Annotated in this window: 14 protein-coding genes; 6 read left to right on the top strand and 8 right to left on the bottom strand. The window is 45.4% G+C overall.

Features of this window, described 5'->3' with window-relative positions; genetic code table 11:
* The first annotated feature begins 44 nt into the window (after nt 1-44).
* Together GMES_RS10730 and GMES_RS10725 are read left to right on the top strand one after the other, a co-directional pair.
* The gene (locus GMES_RS10730) at nt 45-1,106 is read left to right on the top strand and encodes a M12 family metallopeptidase (protein WP_006992701.1); all 1,062 of its coding nucleotides are present in this window, start codon (nt 45-47) and stop codon (nt 1,104-1,106) included.
* 485 nt (nt 1,107-1,591) lie between these two features.
* Nucleotides 1,592-2,308 (top strand): SGNH/GDSL hydrolase family protein, encoded by a 717-nt coding sequence (locus GMES_RS10725; protein WP_006992700.1) that lies wholly within the window; start codon nt 1,592-1,594, stop codon nt 2,306-2,308.
* 45 nt (nt 2,309-2,353) lie between these two features.
* Here the strand turns inward: GMES_RS10725 and GMES_RS10720 are convergent, their stop codons facing one another.
* A complete protein-coding gene (locus tag GMES_RS10720; RefSeq protein ID WP_006992699.1) occupies nt 2,354-2,866 on the bottom strand; it encodes an AAA family ATPase in 513 nt (170 codons plus the stop codon).
* Nucleotides 2,867-3,020: 154 nt separating this feature from the next.
* Here GMES_RS10720 and GMES_RS10715 point away from each other — a divergent pair, with 154 nt between their 5' ends.
* Genes GMES_RS10715 through GMES_RS10705 form a run of 3 tightly spaced genes read left to right on the top strand, consistent with a single transcriptional unit; the run spans nt 3,021 to nt 6,514 of the window.
* The gene (locus tag GMES_RS10715; RefSeq protein ID WP_006992698.1) at nt 3,021-4,025 is read left to right on the top strand and encodes an aspartate carbamoyltransferase; all 1,005 of its coding nucleotides are present in this window, start codon (nt 3,021-3,023) and stop codon (nt 4,023-4,025) included.
* Between the two features lie 54 nt (nt 4,026-4,079).
* Nucleotides 4,080-5,375 (top strand): glutamate-1-semialdehyde 2,1-aminomutase, encoded by a 1,296-nt coding sequence (hemL, locus tag GMES_RS10710; RefSeq protein ID WP_006992697.1) that lies wholly within the window; start codon nt 4,080-4,082, stop codon nt 5,373-5,375.
* A 44-nt stretch (nt 5,376-5,419) separates the two neighbouring features.
* Nucleotides 5,420-6,514 (top strand): adenylate/guanylate cyclase domain-containing protein, encoded by a 1,095-nt coding sequence (locus tag GMES_RS10705; protein ID WP_006992696.1) that lies wholly within the window; start codon nt 5,420-5,422, stop codon nt 6,512-6,514.
* Between the two features lie 233 nt (nt 6,515-6,747).
* Here GMES_RS10705 and GMES_RS10700 read toward each other — a convergent pair whose 3' ends face one another.
* From GMES_RS10700 to glnK, 3 genes are all read right to left on the bottom strand, one after another.
* Entirely contained in the window at nt 6,748-7,668 is a 921-nt protein-coding gene (locus GMES_RS10700) for a Dyp-type peroxidase (RefSeq protein ID WP_006992695.1), read from the bottom strand.
* A gap of 303 nt (nt 7,669-7,971) precedes the next feature.
* On the bottom strand, nt 7,972-9,240 hold the full coding sequence (locus GMES_RS10695) for an ammonium transporter AmtB (RefSeq protein ID WP_006992693.1): 1,269 nt from the start codon (nt 9,238-9,240) through the stop codon (nt 7,972-7,974).
* Nucleotides 9,241-9,260: 20 nt separating this feature from the next.
* Nucleotides 9,261-9,599 carry a P-II family nitrogen regulator gene (glnK, locus tag GMES_RS10690; protein WP_006992692.1) on the bottom strand — a complete coding sequence of 113 codons (339 nt, stop codon included), beginning with the start codon at nt 9,597-9,599 and terminating at the stop codon, nt 9,261-9,263.
* A 435-nt stretch (nt 9,600-10,034) separates the two neighbouring features.
* Here glnK and GMES_RS10685 point away from each other — a divergent pair, with 435 nt between their 5' ends.
* Entirely contained in the window at nt 10,035-10,919 is an 885-nt protein-coding gene (locus GMES_RS10685; protein ID WP_006992691.1) for a hypothetical protein, read from the top strand.
* A gap of 5 nt (nt 10,920-10,924) precedes the next feature.
* Here the strand turns inward: GMES_RS10685 and mrcB are convergent, their stop codons facing one another.
* From mrcB to hrpB, 4 genes are all read right to left on the bottom strand, one after another.
* The gene (gene mrcB, locus GMES_RS10680) at nt 10,925-13,249 is read right to left on the bottom strand and encodes a penicillin-binding protein 1B (protein ID WP_006992690.1); all 2,325 of its coding nucleotides are present in this window, start codon (nt 13,247-13,249) and stop codon (nt 10,925-10,927) included.
* Nucleotides 13,250-13,341: 92 nt separating this feature from the next.
* A complete protein-coding gene (locus GMES_RS10675; protein ID WP_006992689.1) occupies nt 13,342-13,980 on the bottom strand; it encodes a TetR/AcrR family transcriptional regulator in 639 nt (212 codons plus the stop codon).
* Between the two features lie 141 nt (nt 13,981-14,121).
* Entirely contained in the window at nt 14,122-14,889 is a 768-nt protein-coding gene (locus GMES_RS10670; protein ID WP_006992688.1) for an SDR family NAD(P)-dependent oxidoreductase, read from the bottom strand.
* Between the two features lie 347 nt (nt 14,890-15,236).
* Nucleotides 15,237-17,717, bottom strand: coding sequence for an ATP-dependent helicase HrpB (gene hrpB / locus GMES_RS10665; protein WP_006992687.1), 2,481 nt, complete (start codon nt 17,715-17,717; stop codon nt 15,237-15,239).
* Nucleotides 17,718-17,736: the final 19 nt, after the last annotated feature.

Here is a 17,736-nt window from a genome sequence, read left to right as displayed (position 1 = left end):
TATTAATAAGCGCTGCGTTGTTTCTCTTCCAGAAGGATTTGAACATGAAAACATGTGAGCATAGTGCCCCCAGTATCTGCAACTTACCCTTGGTAGAACCCCGTAAACTCGACCCAAATATTGATAGAAATCGCGAATCTTTAGTGCGCTATATCGAGAAGAAATGGGTAAACCACACCGTGTTGCACTACTACTTTATGCAGGATCAACCCCAATTAACGGGACAAACCAACCAACTACAAGCTGTCAGAGATGCGTTTGATGAATGGAAGAACCTAGGCATAGGCTTAGATTTTATTGAGGTTGGCGACGCTGCCCAAGCAGAATTTAGAATTGGGTTCGCCCCTGGCAGCTCATGGTCATATGTGGGCAGAGACTGTATTGATCTGGTGCCAAATCATGAAGATCAGACCATGAATTTCGGCTGGGACCTAACAACCCCTTACGGCCGCGACACAGCGCTACATGAAATTGGTCATGCCATGGGTTTCCCCCACGAACATCAAAACCACAAAGCAGGTATTGTTTGGGATGAAGACGCCGTTTATGCCAACTTTGCGGGCTCACCGAATTACTGGGATGATGCGACTACCTACCACAATATTATCCGTAAATTGTCGCCACAAGATGCTACTGGATCCCCTTGGGATCGAGATTCCATCATGCATTATCAGTTTGATGCCGGCTTGATCCTTTCCCCTGCGGAGTATCAACAGCAGCCCCTTATCCCCTCTCCTGGGTTGTCAGAAATGGACATACAAGAGGCGCTTAAATTTTACCCGGATAATATTGCTGCTCAATGGCCTGAATTAGTGCCCTTTCTATCCCACAAGCTAGACATTACTCCCGGTCAGCAGTTGGACTTTACGATAGAGCCAAATATCAGTCGCACCTATAACATACAAACCTTCGGCACAATGGATACAGTAATTGTGCTGTTCGAAGATGATGATGCAGAGCCTATATACTTAGCAGGGGATGACGATAGTGGTACAAACTATAACTCGAAAATATCCCAGAGATTAATTAACGGCCGGCGCTACTACTTACGCTTACGGTTGTACAGCGCAGGCGCATCGGGCGAGGGTGGCGTGATGCTCTGGTAATACCAACTCCATTAAATAATTAGCCACTCAGCGAAAATTTAAAGGGACTTAATCAAGGCGCTTGAATGAAGTAATAGTGGTTCTCTTTCAAGTTCGAGCAACGCAGAGAAAGCCCCTTTAAAATTCGTCCGGAGGGAATACCCCAGCGGGTTTTATACTGCGTTCTCGGTATTTGAAAGGGAACAACCATTTCTGTACACCGACGCCTTGTTCAAAACCCGCTGGATGAATTCTGAGAGGGCAATTGTTTAATGGAATTGGTATAAAATGAGTGTAGCCAGTTTGTAACAGCTCATAACTGGCTAAATTCCTTAAGCGTGGCTAATTTTTATGACCAATCTAGTCGCTTAACCATGCTGATTAAACACTTGTCACCATTGTCTTATGCGACTAATTGACTACCTTTAAATACCGTTGTAATGCTTGCTCCTGATAGCGTTGCTTTATAGGATGTCGACCGCCTATTGACCTAACATGGACGTGCTATGCTCTATCACCTTGCTTCTGTTTTTCTCGCTTTGTTGTTTATCATACAGGGCAAATACGTTAGACGAGTAACGCCTAAATTACCCGAGCCGGCAGGACGCCGAGAAGGCACATACGGCAGTGGCACCCCGTTGTCGCTGTTGATCATCGGGGACTCAGCCGCCGCTGGAGTGGGAGTTGAATTACAGCGATACGCATTGGTGGGTAGTATGTTAAATACTCTTGGGCCACATTACCAAGTTGCTTGGAAACTCATGGCGAAAACGGGTGATACTTCCGCAGAGTTACTGGAAAAAATCCAACACGTTGAATCCACCCAAGCGTTTGAAACGGTCGTCATATCTATTGGCGTGAACGACGTAACTGGCCTCACATCGTCTCGTAAATGGTCAAGCAATCTTGCTTTCATCTCCCAAGCGTTACAGGACAAATTCGGCGCAAAGCGAGTACTTTTTTCAAGCCTGCCACCGATGCATTTATTCCCAGCTTTACCCCAGCCCTTGCGCTGGTGGTTGGGCGTTAGAGCCAAGCACTTAAATGATCTTGCTGAACAATTCTGCCAAACCAATCCCCAGTGTCATTTTGTCAGTGCCCCCTTCCCCACTGATCGGCGCTTTATCGCTGATGATGGCTTTCATCCTGGTGCCCTTGCCTATCAATTGTGGGGCGAATACTTGGCACGCGTATTACAGGAACAACTCATTAAACATGCATGATACATGAGTGAATACATACGTTAAAACACATGTGTAGTATGCCTACTATTGGAATTCCGTGCTATTTTCGACAATTCGTTTTTTATTCCCTTGGTAAGTGCCAAACAGAGCGTTGTGCGCGGCGAATGAAAACGTATCGCTGCGGGCGGTGTAATCAGTTATCCAGTCGATTAACATCGGCAAATTTGCATCTTGCGCTTCTTTAGATGGATATTTATGTGGCTCCCACGGTCTGTTTCGGGCGTTTTCAACGCAAGCTGCTATTGGTAAATCCATAAAGATTAGCTCACTTGCATGGCCAGTAAGCTCGGCGAGTAGATCGCTGTAACAACCTTCGATCACCCAGTTTTTTTGGGTACGAATAAATGCGTTAATACTCTGCATAGAGTCAGCAATAGGTGCCCGCTCTGGTACTTCTGTAGGTAGCCAAGCGAGCGTATCTAAATCCAAGTGCGCGATGTTCAATGTACTGGCTAAGTGCTTTGCCAAAGTAGATTTCCCTGACCCAGAATTACCAAATATAATGATACGTTTTGGCTCGCTAGCATGTGTATTCATAGTCATCCTTGAAAGCTCGTTGATATTTTTGGCGATTAAAAATTAATTTATCACGGCTTAATGACAAATTGACGATTCATTACAATAGATTTCGCCCTATTCATCATAAGTTTGATAAAATCCCCGCGGTTTCCTCAACACAGGCGCAGGGCAAATGAAATTCGAAGGTAGTCATATTCTTTCCGTTAATCAGTTCGACCGTGAATCGATAGAACGCGTATTCGATGTCGCTAATCAGATGGCGCCCTATGCAAAACGTCAAAAACGGACCACGGTACTTGATGGCGCGATCCTCGGAAACTTATTTTTCGAGCCTAGCACACGGACTAGAGTCAGCTTCGGTACTGCTTTTAACTTACTCGGTGGTGAGGTACGTGAAACCACCGGTATGAGTAATTCCGCATTAGCCAAAGGGGAGTCTTTGTACGATACAGCCCGTGTACTTAGTGGCTACTCCGATATCATCACTATGCGTCACCCTGATTCAGGCTCAGTCGCTGAATTTGCCCAAGGTAGCCGTGTGCCAGTGATAAATGGCGGTGATGGCGCTAACGAGCACCCTACGCAAGCCCTTCTTGATTTATATACTATTCAAAAAGAACTGCTATACCATGGCGGCAACATTGACGGCCTGCATATCGCCATGATTGGTGATCTGAAATATGGCCGTACCGTACACTCGTTAAGTAAACTACTTTGTCTGTTTAAAAATATTCGTTTTACGCTTATTTCACCCAAAGAGCTAGCGATGCCGGATGCGATTTTAAGTGCTATTGAAAATGCAGGCCACAGGTACACTATTAGTGAAACCCTTGAAGGTAACTTTGATGCGGATATCTGTTATCAAACTCGAGTACAAGAGGAACGTTTTGGCTCACAAGAAGAGGCAAATCTATATCGTGGCAAATTCCGCTTGAATCAGCAGATTTACACTAAGCATTTTCAATCTAAAACCGTGATTATGCATCCGTTACCGCGAGATTCGCGCACAGAAGCAAATGAGTTGGACAATGATTTAAATATGAATCCTAATCTGGCCATATTTCGCCAAACCGACAATGGCGTACTGGTTAGAATGGCGCTGTTTGCCTTGACTTTAGGCGTTGAAAATATCGTCAACAAATTCGACAAAGAAGTGCACTGGTACAGCGGCCACTAGCGCCCTATTTATCCACTTAGCCATTTCACAGAGTAATAAGAGAAGATTAATAATATGCAAAAATCAGAACAACTATTCGCCCGCGCTCAGAAGCACATTCCTGGTGGCGTAAACTCTCCCGTGCGTGCATTTAAAGCTGTTGGTGGCACTCCCCCTTTCATCGAAAAAGCAGATGGCCCTTATTTATACGATGCCGACGGCAAACAATACATTGATTATGTGCAGTCGTGGGGGCCAATGGTACTAGGCCACAACAACCCCATTATTCGCCAAGCAGTGATTGATGCGGCGCAAAATGGCTTAAGTTTTGGTGCGCCAACGGAGGCAGAGGTTACTATTGCTGATTTAGTCAGTGAATTGGTGCCCTCAATGGAAATGCTACGCATGGTCAATTCAGGTACCGAAGCGACTATGAGTGCTATTCGCCTAGCTAGAGGGTATACCAAGCGTGACAAAATCCTGAAATTCGAGGGTTGTTATCACGGTCACGCCGACGCCCTGTTGGTAAAAGCGGGCTCAGGCGCGTTGACCTTTGGTGTGCCTAGCTCACCTGGTATTCCAGCTGATTTTGCCAAACACACTCTGACAATGGAATACAATAATATCGACTCGGTAGTTCAAGCATTTGAGCAATACCCTGACGACATTGCCTGTATCATTGTTGAACCTGTTGCAGGCAACATGAATTGTATCCCTCCAGTGAACGGCTTCCTTCAAGGGCTACGTGATGTGTGTGATAAATATGGCGCAGTGCTGATTTTTGACGAAGTCATGACCGGATTTCGCGTCGCGTTAGGCGGCGCACAAGCCAAATACAATATCGTGCCGGATTTAACGTGTCTCGGTAAAGTGATTGGTGGCGGCATGCCGGTAGGCGCTTTCGGTGGTAAACGGGACATCATGCAGCATATAGCGCCTTCAGGCCCTGTGTATCAAGCGGGTACGCTATCTGGCAACCCAGTAGCGATGGCAGCAGGTTTAGCGGCTCTGAATCAAGTTAAACGCCCGGGCCTTTATGACGAGCTAAGTGACGCGACTAAAACCTTGGCCGAGGGCATAAAAGCTATCGCTAATGGACTGGGTATCCCCATGAGTGTTAACTATGCAGGCAGCATGTTTGGTTTGTTTTTCACTGATGTAGAGCGCGTCACGAATTACCAACAAGCGATTAACTGCAATACTGAGCAGTTTAATCATTTCTACCATGGCATGTTAGAAAACGGCGTATATCTGGCTCCTGCATCATACGAAGCAGGCTTTGTATCCGCTCAGCATAGTCCTGAAATTATTCAGCAAACACTACAAATTGCTGAGAAGGTTCTGGCTGACGTAGCGAAAAAGTTCGGTTAATGTAGCTGTACCTAATCAATCGCTAGCGAAGCACTGTAAGTTTTATGTTGGAATTTATCTCTGAGCCCTTACTCGTTGTTTTGCTGGCGTTTTGTATTGTTTGTTTAGTTGTCATCACATTTTTACTGAAAAAGCTTAAAACCTTAAGCCATGAAAAAATGTCTGATGTTACCCCAAAGCCTCGCGCGATTAATCAGAAGCCTTTTGAAGAATTACCCACCGAACGTTTCGAGCAAAGGGCTGATGAAGCATTGCGCCTGCGCCATACCTTTCAAAAGTTTGTGCCAAAACAATTTGTTGACCATTTTGCCAAACATGGGTCTAGCGTGCTTGAATTAGGCCACGCGGTGGAAGACGATGTAGCGATTTTATTCTGTGACATTCGTGGCTTCACAGGCTTATCAGAAAATATGAGTCCGCAAGAGCTGATGCGCTTTCTGAACTCATATTTCTTACGTATGAACGACCCCATTCATCTCAATGGCGGCTTTATCGACAAATTTATCGGCGATGCCATCATGGCATTATTTGATCACCCAGATGGCTGCGACGAAGACAAAGCCAGAGATGCACTGTGTGCTGCCCTCGACTTGCGCCAAGCATTGACCATTTATAATCAACATAGACAAAACAGCGGTTACCCATCAATTGAAATCGGCATAGGCATTCACTTTGGCCCTGTAGTACTTGGCACCGTTGGCTCTGATGATCGCATGGACACCACAGTGATTGGCGATAGCGTTAATATTGCCTATCGCCTTGAAGCGTTAGCCCCCATTTATCACTGCGATATCGTAGTGAGCGCGCAAGCACTGCAACAAGCCGCACAACCTGAGCGTTTTAGCGCTCGCTTGTTGGATTGGGTTAAGGTAAAAGGGCGAAGCAATGCCATTGAAATACACGAAGTGATTGCTCACTTACCTATAGAAATTCAGCAGCTGAAATTAAGTAACGTGGCGCTTATCAAGCAAGGCCTAACGTATCGATTCAAACAAAACTGGGCACAAGCCATCAATTGCTTTGAACAAGCTGCCAAGCTCGCACCAGATGATTACCTACCCCGGTTGCATATTCAGCAATGCCAAAAACTGGCTGCTAGCCCACTAGCAGAAAATTGGGACGGCACGGTACAGTTATAAACCGTTGTTTTTCTGCCAATAAATCGCAAGCATCAAGCAGTAGGTAAAAAAAGGGCAACTATCAAGTTGCCCTAAAAGTCCACGGAACACATACATTTAGCCTACAAGGCGAAAGGATAATAGAAGGGTTTTATGACAAAGCCATGGCGGCCACGTTAAGATATAGTGACAAGCTAAGGCCATCCTCTCGACCACATTCTCGCAGGTTTATTGGTTCACTGACCGCCGTTTACTTAATTTGCGCGCTGCTTAATAAAGGTAAGCGATGGAGCAAAAAACGCAGCGCCAGTTTCAGCACTGGTATAATCCAAGAAGCGGTCATAGTCGCCGTTTTCATCATTCATGATCATATTGCGTAGCATATGCTCGAATGGCTTAGGACTGCGAGCACAACTGACAAAAAACAAACCCTGCACATGCATATCTCCATAAGGCATGCTCTGGCGCAAAATACGCATAGGTCGGCTTTCACTGTCTGTAATCTGAGTACAATCGGAATGACTACGAGGTGACTTAAAGGCTTCACTTAGGGGGCTGTTATCTGATTTTTTACGGCCCATTATGTATTCTTGATGATAGGTAGACAATTGCTCCCACTTAGCAATATTGTGACGATACCTTTGCACGTGTATGTAACTGCCACCAGCAAAGTCTGGATCGAGCTCCCCCACTAAAGCGATATCTAACTTATGCATACCCTTGGGGTTGTCGTCAGCGTAAATAAATCCGGTTAAATCACGACCATCTAAATATCTGAATCCGCGTATATCTTCAATTAAATCCACATGGCTACCAAGCAAACGCATGATTTCCATGGCTAGGGCATGGCAAATATCCGCCCTGTCAGCGCGAATTTGAATAAATAAATCACAAGGGGCGACGGGGGCACTGCGGTCATCGCAGTGCATATCAGGAAACGGCGCTAGTTCTACCGGAATTAATCCGGGATAAACGTCGTGCCAATAGCTACTGCCTATGGCAACAACACCAGTGACCATTGCCTCATAATGCTCTTCATCATAATGGGCAAATAAGTCGACAATTTGTGCGATCTTGATGCGCATGACTGAATCATCATCATCGTTCACATTGAGCAGTAAATATAGGGCATGCAAGCTTGCTTCAGCACAAATCCCTTTTTGTGGTTGTGGCATATACGTCTTAGTGTGGTTGTGGTTTTAGTCAGGCGCTGTATTCATCTAAGGGGGTATTCCCAACGAATATTGATACCCTCTTACTCGGGGCTTAGCGCTACCGGCTAATATACGCGATTTTGCACCTTAGGCATAATTCTCTGATTTTAGACATTAGTTGCTAAATCGGTGGCTAAAACAGAAAAGCCTCGCTGAGCGAGGCTTTTATCTTCCTGAACATTCCCTCCCTAGTGAAGAGAGGTTGGTGGGTATTGTTATTATTATTGACCCACCTTCTGTGTGTTTTACTTATTCACGTATTGATTAACGGCCGTTGGTAAAATCTGGGTAGGCTTCTAATCCACATTCGCTAATATCAACACCTTCGAACTCTTCCTCTTCAGATACTCTGATACCCATTACGGCTTTGAGTATTGCCCAAACAATCAAGCTAGCGAAGAATACCCATACGAAGATAGTCATAGCACCAACAAATTGACCAAGATAGGTCGCGCCATCATTCGTTGCAGGTACCACCATCACGCCGAAGAAACCTACCACACCATGTACAGAGATAGCACCTACTGGATCATCAATTTTCAACTTATCAAGGCTGATGATTGAGAACACTACAATCACACCACCGATAGCGCCAATGATAGTTGCGCCCAATGCAGATGGTGTTGAAGGCTCAGCCGTAATGGCGACTAAGCCAGCCAATGCACCATTAAGCACCATGGTTAAATCTGCTTTCTTAAACAAGATTTTAGCCAATACTAAGGCCGCTACTGCGCCACCTGCTGCTGCGGCATTTGTGTTCAAGAACACCATAGCCACTGAGTTAGCATTAGCAATGTCGCCGAGTTTTAATACAGAACCACCGTTGAAACCGAACCAACCCATCCACAAAATGAACGTGCCTAATGTCGCCATAGGTAGGTTTGCGCCTGGGATAGCGTTTACTTTGCCATCAGCAGTATACTTGCCTTTACGAGCACCAAGTAACAACACACCAGCAAGCGCTGCTGCTGCACCAGCCATGTGCACGATACCGGAACCTGCGAAATCAGAGAAACCAAAGTCATCGCCTAGGCTATATAGACCAAATACAGAGTTACCACCCCATGTCCAGCCACCTTCCATAGGATAGATGAATGCGGTCATTACTACTGCGAAAGCAAGGAAAGCCCAAAGTTTCATACGCTCAGCTACGGCGCCAGATACAATTGACATAGCAGTTGCTACGAACACAACTTGGAAGAAGAAATCTGATGCGCCCGAGTAAATCGAACCACCTTCAAAACCATCTTCACGACCAGCAAATTCGCCTAGTGTTTCTGTAACATCAACACTTTCGATGCCTGTTAAGAAGTAGTCGCCCCCGTACATAATGGCGTAACCGCACACTAAGTACATAAGACAAGAAATCGCGAAAAGCGCGATGTTTTTAGTGAGTATTTCGGTAGTGTTCTTTGAGCGAACTAGACCTGCTTCCAACATAGAGAAGCCAGCGGCCATCCACATTACGAGTGCGCCACACACTAGGAAATAAAACGTATCCATAGCGTATTGAAGGTGAAATGCTTGTTCCATTATTATTATCCTCTGTATCTCTAAATAGCTTCGCCGTCGGTCTCACCCGTACGAATTCGAACTGCGTGCTCTAAGTCATAAACAAAGACTTTGCCGTCACCGATCTTGCCTGTTTTAGCGGCGCCTACGATGGCCTCAACCAAACGTTCCACTTGGTCGTCTTGAACCGCGACCTCTAGCTTCACTTTTGGCAAGAAATCCACTTGATACTCCGCACCACGATATAGTTCAGTGTGACCTTTTTGACGCCCAAAACCTTTAACTTCGGTAACGGTTAACCCGTCAATCCCTATTTCAGAAATGGCTTCGCGCACATCATCTAGCTTGAATGGCTTGATGATCGCTGTGACTAGTTTCATATTGCTGCTCCCGATATTTATTATGATAATTGCGCTACGTTTGCAGAAGATAGAACAAGAGACATGCCATAAATTTTAAACTAATAAAATCATTAAGTTACGTTAAAAAAGTATTAACTTAGGAACAAGCGCCGCACAAAATCGGTTCAATTTTGGGCAATTGCACCGAATTGGCGCATAAGGCGAGTATTAAATTTTGTATCATCAAGTTTCAGTGAATAATCGCGGTTGAATAGGGGATATTTGAAGAGGGTATAAGCACATATCGCGCGTGAGAAAATGACGGCGTGTAGAATTAAGCTAGGTCGAACGACACTGCGCCTTCCATCTTTACACTACCTTTACATAGCAGCTGCTGAACTTAACAGGCTATCTGTTACTCTACTCTGTTTTTAATCCATTAATGATCACGTGCTTATAACAGACCACTACCCAATGAAAGCGGATTTCAGCCCGAGCCTACCGCGAAGACCAAAAGCGAAAATGGGAACATTATGGATAATTTTAGTGTCTTTACTGCTACACATTATTATTTTTGTGCTCATTGCCCGCACGCCAAACGAAATCCCCAATTTCGAAACATCACAAGACAGTGCGCCTAAAATTAAGCCTATTACTGCTCGATTGATCTTTCCCACTATCAGCGTGCCCCCTGAACCTGCTCCAGTAAACAAACCTGTGCCAGAGCCTTCGCCAGAGCCAGAGACCGTTCCTGAGCCCAAAGACAGTGCTCAACTTGAAGAGCCGGCAGTGGTAGAGCCCCCCCCACCAGCGGTTGTAACACCAGAACCTGAATCTCGACCTAAGCCGGAGCCTAAACCATTAACTGAAATAGCTCCTGAGTCAGATCCAGAGCCTGATCCGGCACCAGAGGTAGTTCAGCCAGAAACGAAGAATGAAGCCAATTTTATGCAGCAAGATCCCATGGCGCTTCCTCAGAGCAGCACAAGACCTGAACTCGCTGAAGGGCAAGAGCAAACCGTAGCGGATAAGGTCAAAGATCAATTGCACAGCTCTACCCAACAATCTATCGCGGATTTAGCCGCCGAAGAAGCCGCGCGTTATCGACGTGAGCAAACATCGCCAAGCTTGTTTGATAAGCCTGAACTTAGTCAGTTAACAGAAGATGAAAAGCTGGAAAAAGAAAACGAAGTATTGGCAGATTGCTCTAGTTACACCAACAAGGGCGTAGCGGTACTGGCAGGGTTGATGGGTGGCAACGTTAAATGTACCACCACCAATGGTGCTGAATCGTTTATTCATGACAGGTTAAATAAAACAGCCCATCTACCTGCCATGAAAGAGAAAAAAGATAGGTAGGCTTTTTAATTACCAAAGAGCCTTTCCCATAGTGATTTCTTGAGTGGACCGCGCACTTCGCCGTTACAGGTTTTTGGCACAGGAGGCAGGGCATCCAAAATCGCCGGAACACTGATGGTATTGGCGCAACCTGGGCGGCTAAGCGCTCCACTTTGCTCTTCAAAATGGGCGATACCCAATCCTTTAGGATAGCGCCTGACAAATGACTTAGGTTGCTGCAGCTTCTGATAACCAATAAACAACTGCATAGCCCCGCTGGCACCGCTCAAATTAATCGGTTCGTTATTATCTTTACCCATCCAGCTGGTTACTAAAATATTATTATCAAATCCACTGAACCAACTATCACGATAATCATCAGTGGTGCCGGTTTTACCTGCCATGTTGATATCGCCGAAGGTTTGCTTTATCTGTTTTGCCGTCCCTTCACGAGTCACTTTATGCAGGGCGTAGTTTAGTAAATAGGTCGCTTTATGGTCTGCTCGCTGCTCCCCTCTCGCACTAAAACGCCATAATGGCTTGTTCTTAGGAGATAAAACGGCCGTGACTGCATGTAGAGGGATGAAGCGCCCATTGTTCGCAATGGTTTGATACATCTGATTGACTTGAATAGGAGACAAATTCACCGCCCCTAAAGTCATCGCTGGATAGATATCCATCGGCTCATTCACGCCTAAACGCTCTACGGTAGCGGCAATATCGTCCAGCCCCACTTCCATGCCTAAATTTACCGTTGGAACATTTAAAGATTGTGTTAACGCTTCGACTAAACTCACTTGACCGCGGAATTTTTTATCGGCGTTTTTTGGCTCCCACATTTTGCCATAGGTACTTTTTAAGCTTATGGGCTCGTCTTTTAAAGGCGTTGCCAAATTATATTGCGCTGCACGTTCTAATGCGGTCAAGTAGATGGCAGGTTTTATCAGTGAACCGATAGCTCTTTTCGCGTCAAGTGCTCGGTTAAAGCCTTGGAATTGCGGATTAACGTCACCGACAATTGAGCGTACTTCCCCGCTTTTAATATCGGTCACCACCATTGCAGCTTGCAAAGCTGTCAGTTTCATACGCTTTTGCTGGGCTTTCACTCCCGCTTTTAGCGCTTGTTCGGCTTTTCTCTGAGCCACAGAGTCTAAGGTGGTAAAGACTTTTAGCCCAGACTCTCGCATGTTCGGGTCTGACAAAACTGTTTTTAATTCTCTACGTACCATGCTCATAAAGGCGGGATGCTTTCCAGAGATTAAACTTGCCCCGGATGCCAAATTAAGGGGCTGATTAATAGCGTACTCGTATTCGTTTCTTTGCAGTTCGTTGTTTTCAAACAAGATACGCAGTACCAAATTTCTGCGCTCAATAACTCGCTCAGGATGACGTCTAGGATTGTAATAAGACGGCCCTTTTATAATCCCAACCAAGGTAGCAATTTCCGCTACGTTTAATTCAGCAATTGGGCGGTCGAAATAAAACAAACTGGCTAAACCAAATCCATGCACGCCGGTATTGCCATTTTGCCCTAAAAAGACTTCATTGAGATACGCTTCGATAATTTCATCTTTGCTGTAACGTGCGTCGATAATCAACGCCATCAACGCTTCTTTAGCTTTGCGTACCAGTGATTTTTCATTGGTTAAAAACAGGTTTTTGACCAACTGCTGGGTCAAAGTACTGCCACCTTGAACCGCGCGCCCCGCAGATACATTGGCAATAAGCGCGCGCAATATAGAAAGCGGCGCAATACCATAGTGTTTATAAAAGTCTTTGTCTTCAACCAATACCAACGCTTTGATAAGCGACGGTGGCACTCCGTCTAAATTGACCAACATGCGATCTTCTCGCCCACTACTCATCAGGCGAGTCACAAGCCAAGGTTCTAAATAAACATCTTCCAAAGCTTGGTTATTATCTAAATTTTGTAAGCTTGCAATTCGGCCATTGGTCAGTGTTATGTCCAGTGCGACTTCAGACTCTTTGCCGTGAGGAAAATGAAAAGCTCGACGTTGAATACGTACCCCAGTGGCCTTTAACTGATATTCGCCGGTTTCGTCGGCATGGCGTACTTTGCGATAACCGAGCAGCTCTAATTCTTCAACTATCTCTTGGGTGGTGATCTCTTGCTTGAGTTCCAAGTGCATTGGGCGCGCAAAAATTTGCGCAGGCACTTGCCATTTATTACCGCTAAATTGCTTCACTATTTGTGCGTCTAAATACACACCGTAAGCAGCCACAACGGCAGTCAAGATGATGAGTAAGCGCCACCAATTACGTATAAGCCAGCTTATTGGGTTGAACTTGCTAGGTAATGAAGGCTGTTTTTTGGGGGACTTTTTTGGCATCTATTGAGTACTGTGTCGAAGGAGAGGTTTCTTTGCCCCATTGTGCCATATCCTTCCTTCAAATACAGGTAGACCAAAGGCAAATACCGCTATTATGGTTGTGATTTACGCACCAGAGGCTTGAGGGAGGTTTCATATTTTTGCTTAAGCGCCTCAACACTGCCGATAATCATGGCCACCGTAATATCTTCTATGGTTTGCCGATTAGCATTATTTCGAATCAAATAATGACCAGCTGCTGCGGGCATTCCAAAGGAGATATCAACCGCTGGTAATGCCACGCTCAGGTCGATTCCAAAGTTATCTCTTACTACTTCAGCGAGATATTGAACGGCAGATTCTCGGCTATATTCGGTCGGATCACCGTGATCTTCTAGGCTCGGTTCAGCGGCAAGTCTTTCTAGGATTAATCCACGATCTTCCATGTAGGTTAAATAAGTGGTGGTCACACGCCTAACTAGCTGTTCGAATGTTTCAGCACTTTGGGCTGCACTATTTTGCAGTACACGTAAGCGTTTATATTCTCGCTTCAACAACGTTTGCAGTAAATCCTTCATGCTCGGGTAATAAGCATAAACCAATGATTTACTCACCCCTGCTTCTTTGCCTAAACGTTCCATATTTAAAGCAGAAACACCTTCAGCCGCCACTAACTCGGCCGCGCGATCTAATAGCAGATTTTTTCGGACTTCTGGTGAAAGCCGCGTACGCGTTTTCTTTAATTCTGACATAGGCGAGGGCTTGCAAGGTTCTTGTTATAAAATAATCAGTCAATAGTATGTATGACAGGACGAAAAGCAAGCCCCATCAAAGACCTAAATCTAAAAAATGTACGTTCTAATGCTGCAAGTTTCCGTTTAGCCCGTTCCTTATTAGAAATTAACACTTTTTATCGCGCCACCATCGACACGCAAATTAGCACCGGTAATATTTGAAGCCGCAGGACTTGCAAGAAAAACCGCTGCATTCGCGACTTCTTGTGAAGTACCTAAACGGTTAAATACCGAGACAGCTTGGGCACGCTTAAATAAATCAGGCTTGTGTTTTTCTATACCTTGCCAGAATCCGTTTTGGTGATAAATAGGCCCAGGCGAAACAATATTTACGCGAATATTATCTTTTCCCAATGTATGTGCAAGCTGACTCGCATAAGAGATTAATGCAGCTTTCATCGCGCCATACTCGGTTTCAGTAGGCATGTTGGCACTCATAATTGATGCAATTGACGCTATGTACACAATTGAGCCAGATGTGCTTTTTTTCAAATGTGGTAGTGCAAGTTCGGTGGCTCTAACGTGTTGCAGTAAATCAGCTTCAAACGCCTGCTTCCATCGTGCTTCTCCTTGGTATTCATTCATACTTGTCACGTTAGAAACAAATACATCTAAGCCGCCTAACTGCTCAACAGCTGACTCAAACCAAGCCCTGTAAGCGTCAGGATCAGAAACATCAACGCTTTGACCAGTCACCGTCGCTCCTTGCTCTTGCCATTGTGCCAAGGCTTCATCTAATGCACTTTTACCCCGAGCGCAAGTCGCTACAGACACTCCCTCTTGAATAAGTGTATTGGTTATAGCATGCCCTATTCCGCGACTTCCACCGGTAACGATCGCTTTATTGTTGCTGAGTCCTAGCTGCATAAGTTTCCTCGAATCTACATGTGTTAATTAGCAGATTTCACCCTACACGCTACTGGACAACCCGTCAATATAAACAAGATTTCAATCTTGAAAGTATTCTGATGCCAGCAAAAAGCTCTTGAAAGAAAATGTAAAACATCAGTTGTATCCTAGAATTGAGAAATCCACTTGGAGATAAATAGCAATTAAAACAGTTACTAATAGCAATTTACGGTAGGGGAAGTGTCTTTTAGCACAGCAAAAACATTGGTGTGATTTTAACTGACGATTAGCCTTTTAATGGTCAGATTTGGCGCTTTGCTGACCACTTTGGACAAACTAGATGTGTTATTTCAAGCGTTTTTTGCTTACCCAGATGCCAATCGTCGCTTGTTTGTTTTCGTGGTAGCGGGCGCTGTTGCGGGATCATCGGGCCAAAAATGCTTTTGGTAACGACCTTTCATTTCTTTTTGTACTTCTTTGTAACTGCCTTTCCAAAAGCCAGCTAAATCTTGGGTCTGCTGTAGCGGACGTCCCGCCGGTGAGAGCAAAATCATTTGTACCTTTACTTTACCTCTAGCAACACTGGGGGTGTCAGCTAAACCGTAAACTTCCTGCATTCTGACAGATAGAGACGCTCCACCTACATCATCATAATGTACACTAATACGACTCGTGCTTGGCACGGCTATTTTAGTGGGAAATAACTGATTGAGTGCTTGCTGTGCGCCGTAATCTAGTTGATTTAACAGTAACGAATAAAAGTCTAATTTCGACAATTGTTGCCAACTCATCACGTCATGCAAATATGGCATGAGCCAGTGAGCAAGATTGATTAATAGCCCAGACTCACTAACATCCGGCCACTGCCCATCAGTTAAGTGCTCTTTAGCCATACGTAAACGATAGATAAGTTGTAAGGCTGCGTCGTTAAAAGGCAGACTCATCACGCCCCGCTCTTTAATTTGCTTATGCCACAGAGCCGTTATTTGCTCAACGCTTGGCTTAGTGCTGGGCATTTTCTTAAGCACAATTCGCCCTAACCGCTGCACGGATTGAGTTACGATGGCCGAGCGAGAGCTATCCCACTCACAGCGTGTTTCAGAATTGATAAGATGATTGAAATACTTGTCTATTTGCTGTCGACTAAGAGGCTCTGCAAGCATAATTTTAGCGTTGCTTTGCGCATTATTGGTGAGCATCATCTGCCCTATTGCTAACCATGACTGGCCCGTTAGCGAGTCATGTTCACTGAGTTGAGCACCCGTCCCATTAACAAGCCCGTAGCGATCTGAATCACTTGCTTTACCAATCCAGTGTGGGAACGCAAAACCAAGTAGCACACCTGAATCTTCTAAAGGCCAGTGGGTAACATCACATGCTAGTTTTTTATGCCACTGGCGAATAGCTCGCCACAAAGGGTGACTTTTCTGTTGCTGTAATAGAGTTAGCCGATCGTAACAAAGGCTCCCTGCTTGGGCCCCAAGTGGATCCTTATCTTCTAACAGTGCCGCCAAAGCACAAGCTAAACTTCGATGCCCTGCACTGAGTTCCCTACTCTTAAGTAACATAGTCGCGATATGCGCTTGACTGCCAAGTGTGTGAACCTCTTTGCCATGGGGGGTAACCTGAAAATTAGCATCAATGATTTGCAAACCCATTAACACGCTGCGAGCTTGAGCAATTTGTGCATCACTTGGCATATCAATAAGCGCAAAATCAGAAATTTTCGCCCCCCAAACGCAGGCTTCAAGTAAGAAAGGAGATAAGTCGGTGGTGAGGATCTCGGCTTGGCCGTGTTCAGCTAAGCGCTGGTGTTGCTCTTTGCTCCATAACCTATAACACACTCCCGGCCCTAAACGCCCTGCACGGCCCGCTCGCTGGGTAGCTGATGCTTTTGAAATCATCTGACTGCGCAACTGAGTAAGCCCTTTACTTAACTGGTAAATCGCGCCTTTTTGCATACCGCTGTCAACCACTACACTCACGCCTTCAATGGTTAGGCTGGTTTCAGCAATATTGGTAGCGAGTATGATTTTACGTCGCCCTTGGGGGTCGGGTAGCAAAGCCGCTTCTTGAGCCGCTAAGGTTTGTTGAGAGAACAAACAATGTATTTGGCAGCCTTTGGAAAGTGATTGAGCGAGTATTTTTTCACAACGACGAATTTCACCTTGGCCGGGTAAAAATACCAATATGTCTCCTTGATGCTTTGCGGCTGCGAATAACGTTAAACGTGCTGTTTTATCTGCAATAAAACCCGCAGTGGCATCTGGCCGATAGTAGATTTCAATGGGATAACTTCTACCCTCACAGGCGATCGAATCAGCGTTAGGCAAGAGTTTTTCTAAGCTTAAAACGTCCAAGGTGGCTGACATCACCAATAAGCGCAGGTCGTCGCGTAAGGCGTCTTTCACTTCTAAGCACAATGCCAATGAGAAGTCAGCGTGCATGCTACGCTCATGAAACTCGTCGAAAATAACCAAACTCACGCTCGATAATTCTGGGTCATTTTGCAACATGCGGGTCAGTATCCCCTCAGTAACAATCTCGAGACGAGTCGCTTTGCTAACTCGGCTATCACCGCGTATACGATATCCTACTGTTTGTCCTACTTCTTCCCCCAGTTGCTTAGCTAGATAGTGGGCTATATTTCGTGCGGCAATACGCCTTGGTTGCAACATGATGATTTTTCGTGTGGCAAAAATGTTGCTCTGCAATAAAGCTAATGGCACACGGGTTGACTTGCCCGCCCCTGGCGGTGCAACCAGTATGACATCCTTGCTGCTCAGGCTATTGTGCAGTGCGGGCAGAATATCTTCGACGGGTAATTGGGTGTTTACTGGAAACAAAGCGGTATCTCATGCAAAT

It is taken from the genome of Paraglaciecola mesophila KMM 241, assembly GCF_000315015.1.
In the GTDB taxonomy this organism is placed as follows: domain Bacteria; phylum Pseudomonadota; class Gammaproteobacteria; order Enterobacterales; family Alteromonadaceae; genus Paraglaciecola; species Paraglaciecola mesophila.
Note: the sequence above shows the minus strand (reverse complement) of the source record. Positions and strands in the feature narration are given on the sequence as shown.

Bases quoted from the DNA above. Each gene is read 5' to 3' on its own strand.
- GMES_RS10730 (WP_006992701.1), top strand. From the start codon at position 45: ATGAAAACATGTGAGCATAGTGCCCCCAGTATCTGCAACTTACCCTTG.
- GMES_RS10725 (WP_006992700.1), top strand. From the start codon at position 1,592: ATGCTCTATCACCTTGCTTCTGTTTTTCTCGCTTTGTTGTTTATCATA.
- GMES_RS10720 (WP_006992699.1), bottom strand. From the start codon at position 2,866: ATGAATACACATGCTAGCGAGCCAAAACGTATCATTATATTTGGTAAT.
- GMES_RS10715 (WP_006992698.1), top strand. From the start codon at position 3,021: ATGAAATTCGAAGGTAGTCATATTCTTTCCGTTAATCAGTTCGACCGT.
- hemL (WP_006992697.1), top strand. From the start codon at position 4,080: ATGCAAAAATCAGAACAACTATTCGCCCGCGCTCAGAAGCACATTCCT.
- GMES_RS10705 (WP_006992696.1), top strand. From the start codon at position 5,420: ATGTTGGAATTTATCTCTGAGCCCTTACTCGTTGTTTTGCTGGCGTTT.
- GMES_RS10700 (WP_006992695.1), bottom strand. From the start codon at position 7,668: ATGCCACAACCACAAAAAGGGATTTGTGCTGAAGCAAGCTTGCATGCC.
- GMES_RS10695 (WP_006992693.1), bottom strand. From the start codon at position 9,240: ATGGAACAAGCATTTCACCTTCAATACGCTATGGATACGTTTTATTTC.
- glnK (WP_006992692.1), bottom strand. From the start codon at position 9,599: ATGAAACTAGTCACAGCGATCATCAAGCCATTCAAGCTAGATGATGTG.
- GMES_RS10685 (WP_006992691.1), top strand. From the start codon at position 10,035: ATGAAAGCGGATTTCAGCCCGAGCCTACCGCGAAGACCAAAAGCGAAA.
- mrcB (WP_006992690.1), bottom strand. From the start codon at position 13,249: ATGCCAAAAAAGTCCCCCAAAAAACAGCCTTCATTACCTAGCAAGTTC.
- GMES_RS10675 (WP_006992689.1), bottom strand. From the start codon at position 13,980: ATGTCAGAATTAAAGAAAACGCGTACGCGGCTTTCACCAGAAGTCCGA.
- GMES_RS10670 (WP_006992688.1), bottom strand. From the start codon at position 14,889: ATGCAGCTAGGACTCAGCAACAATAAAGCGATCGTTACCGGTGGAAGT.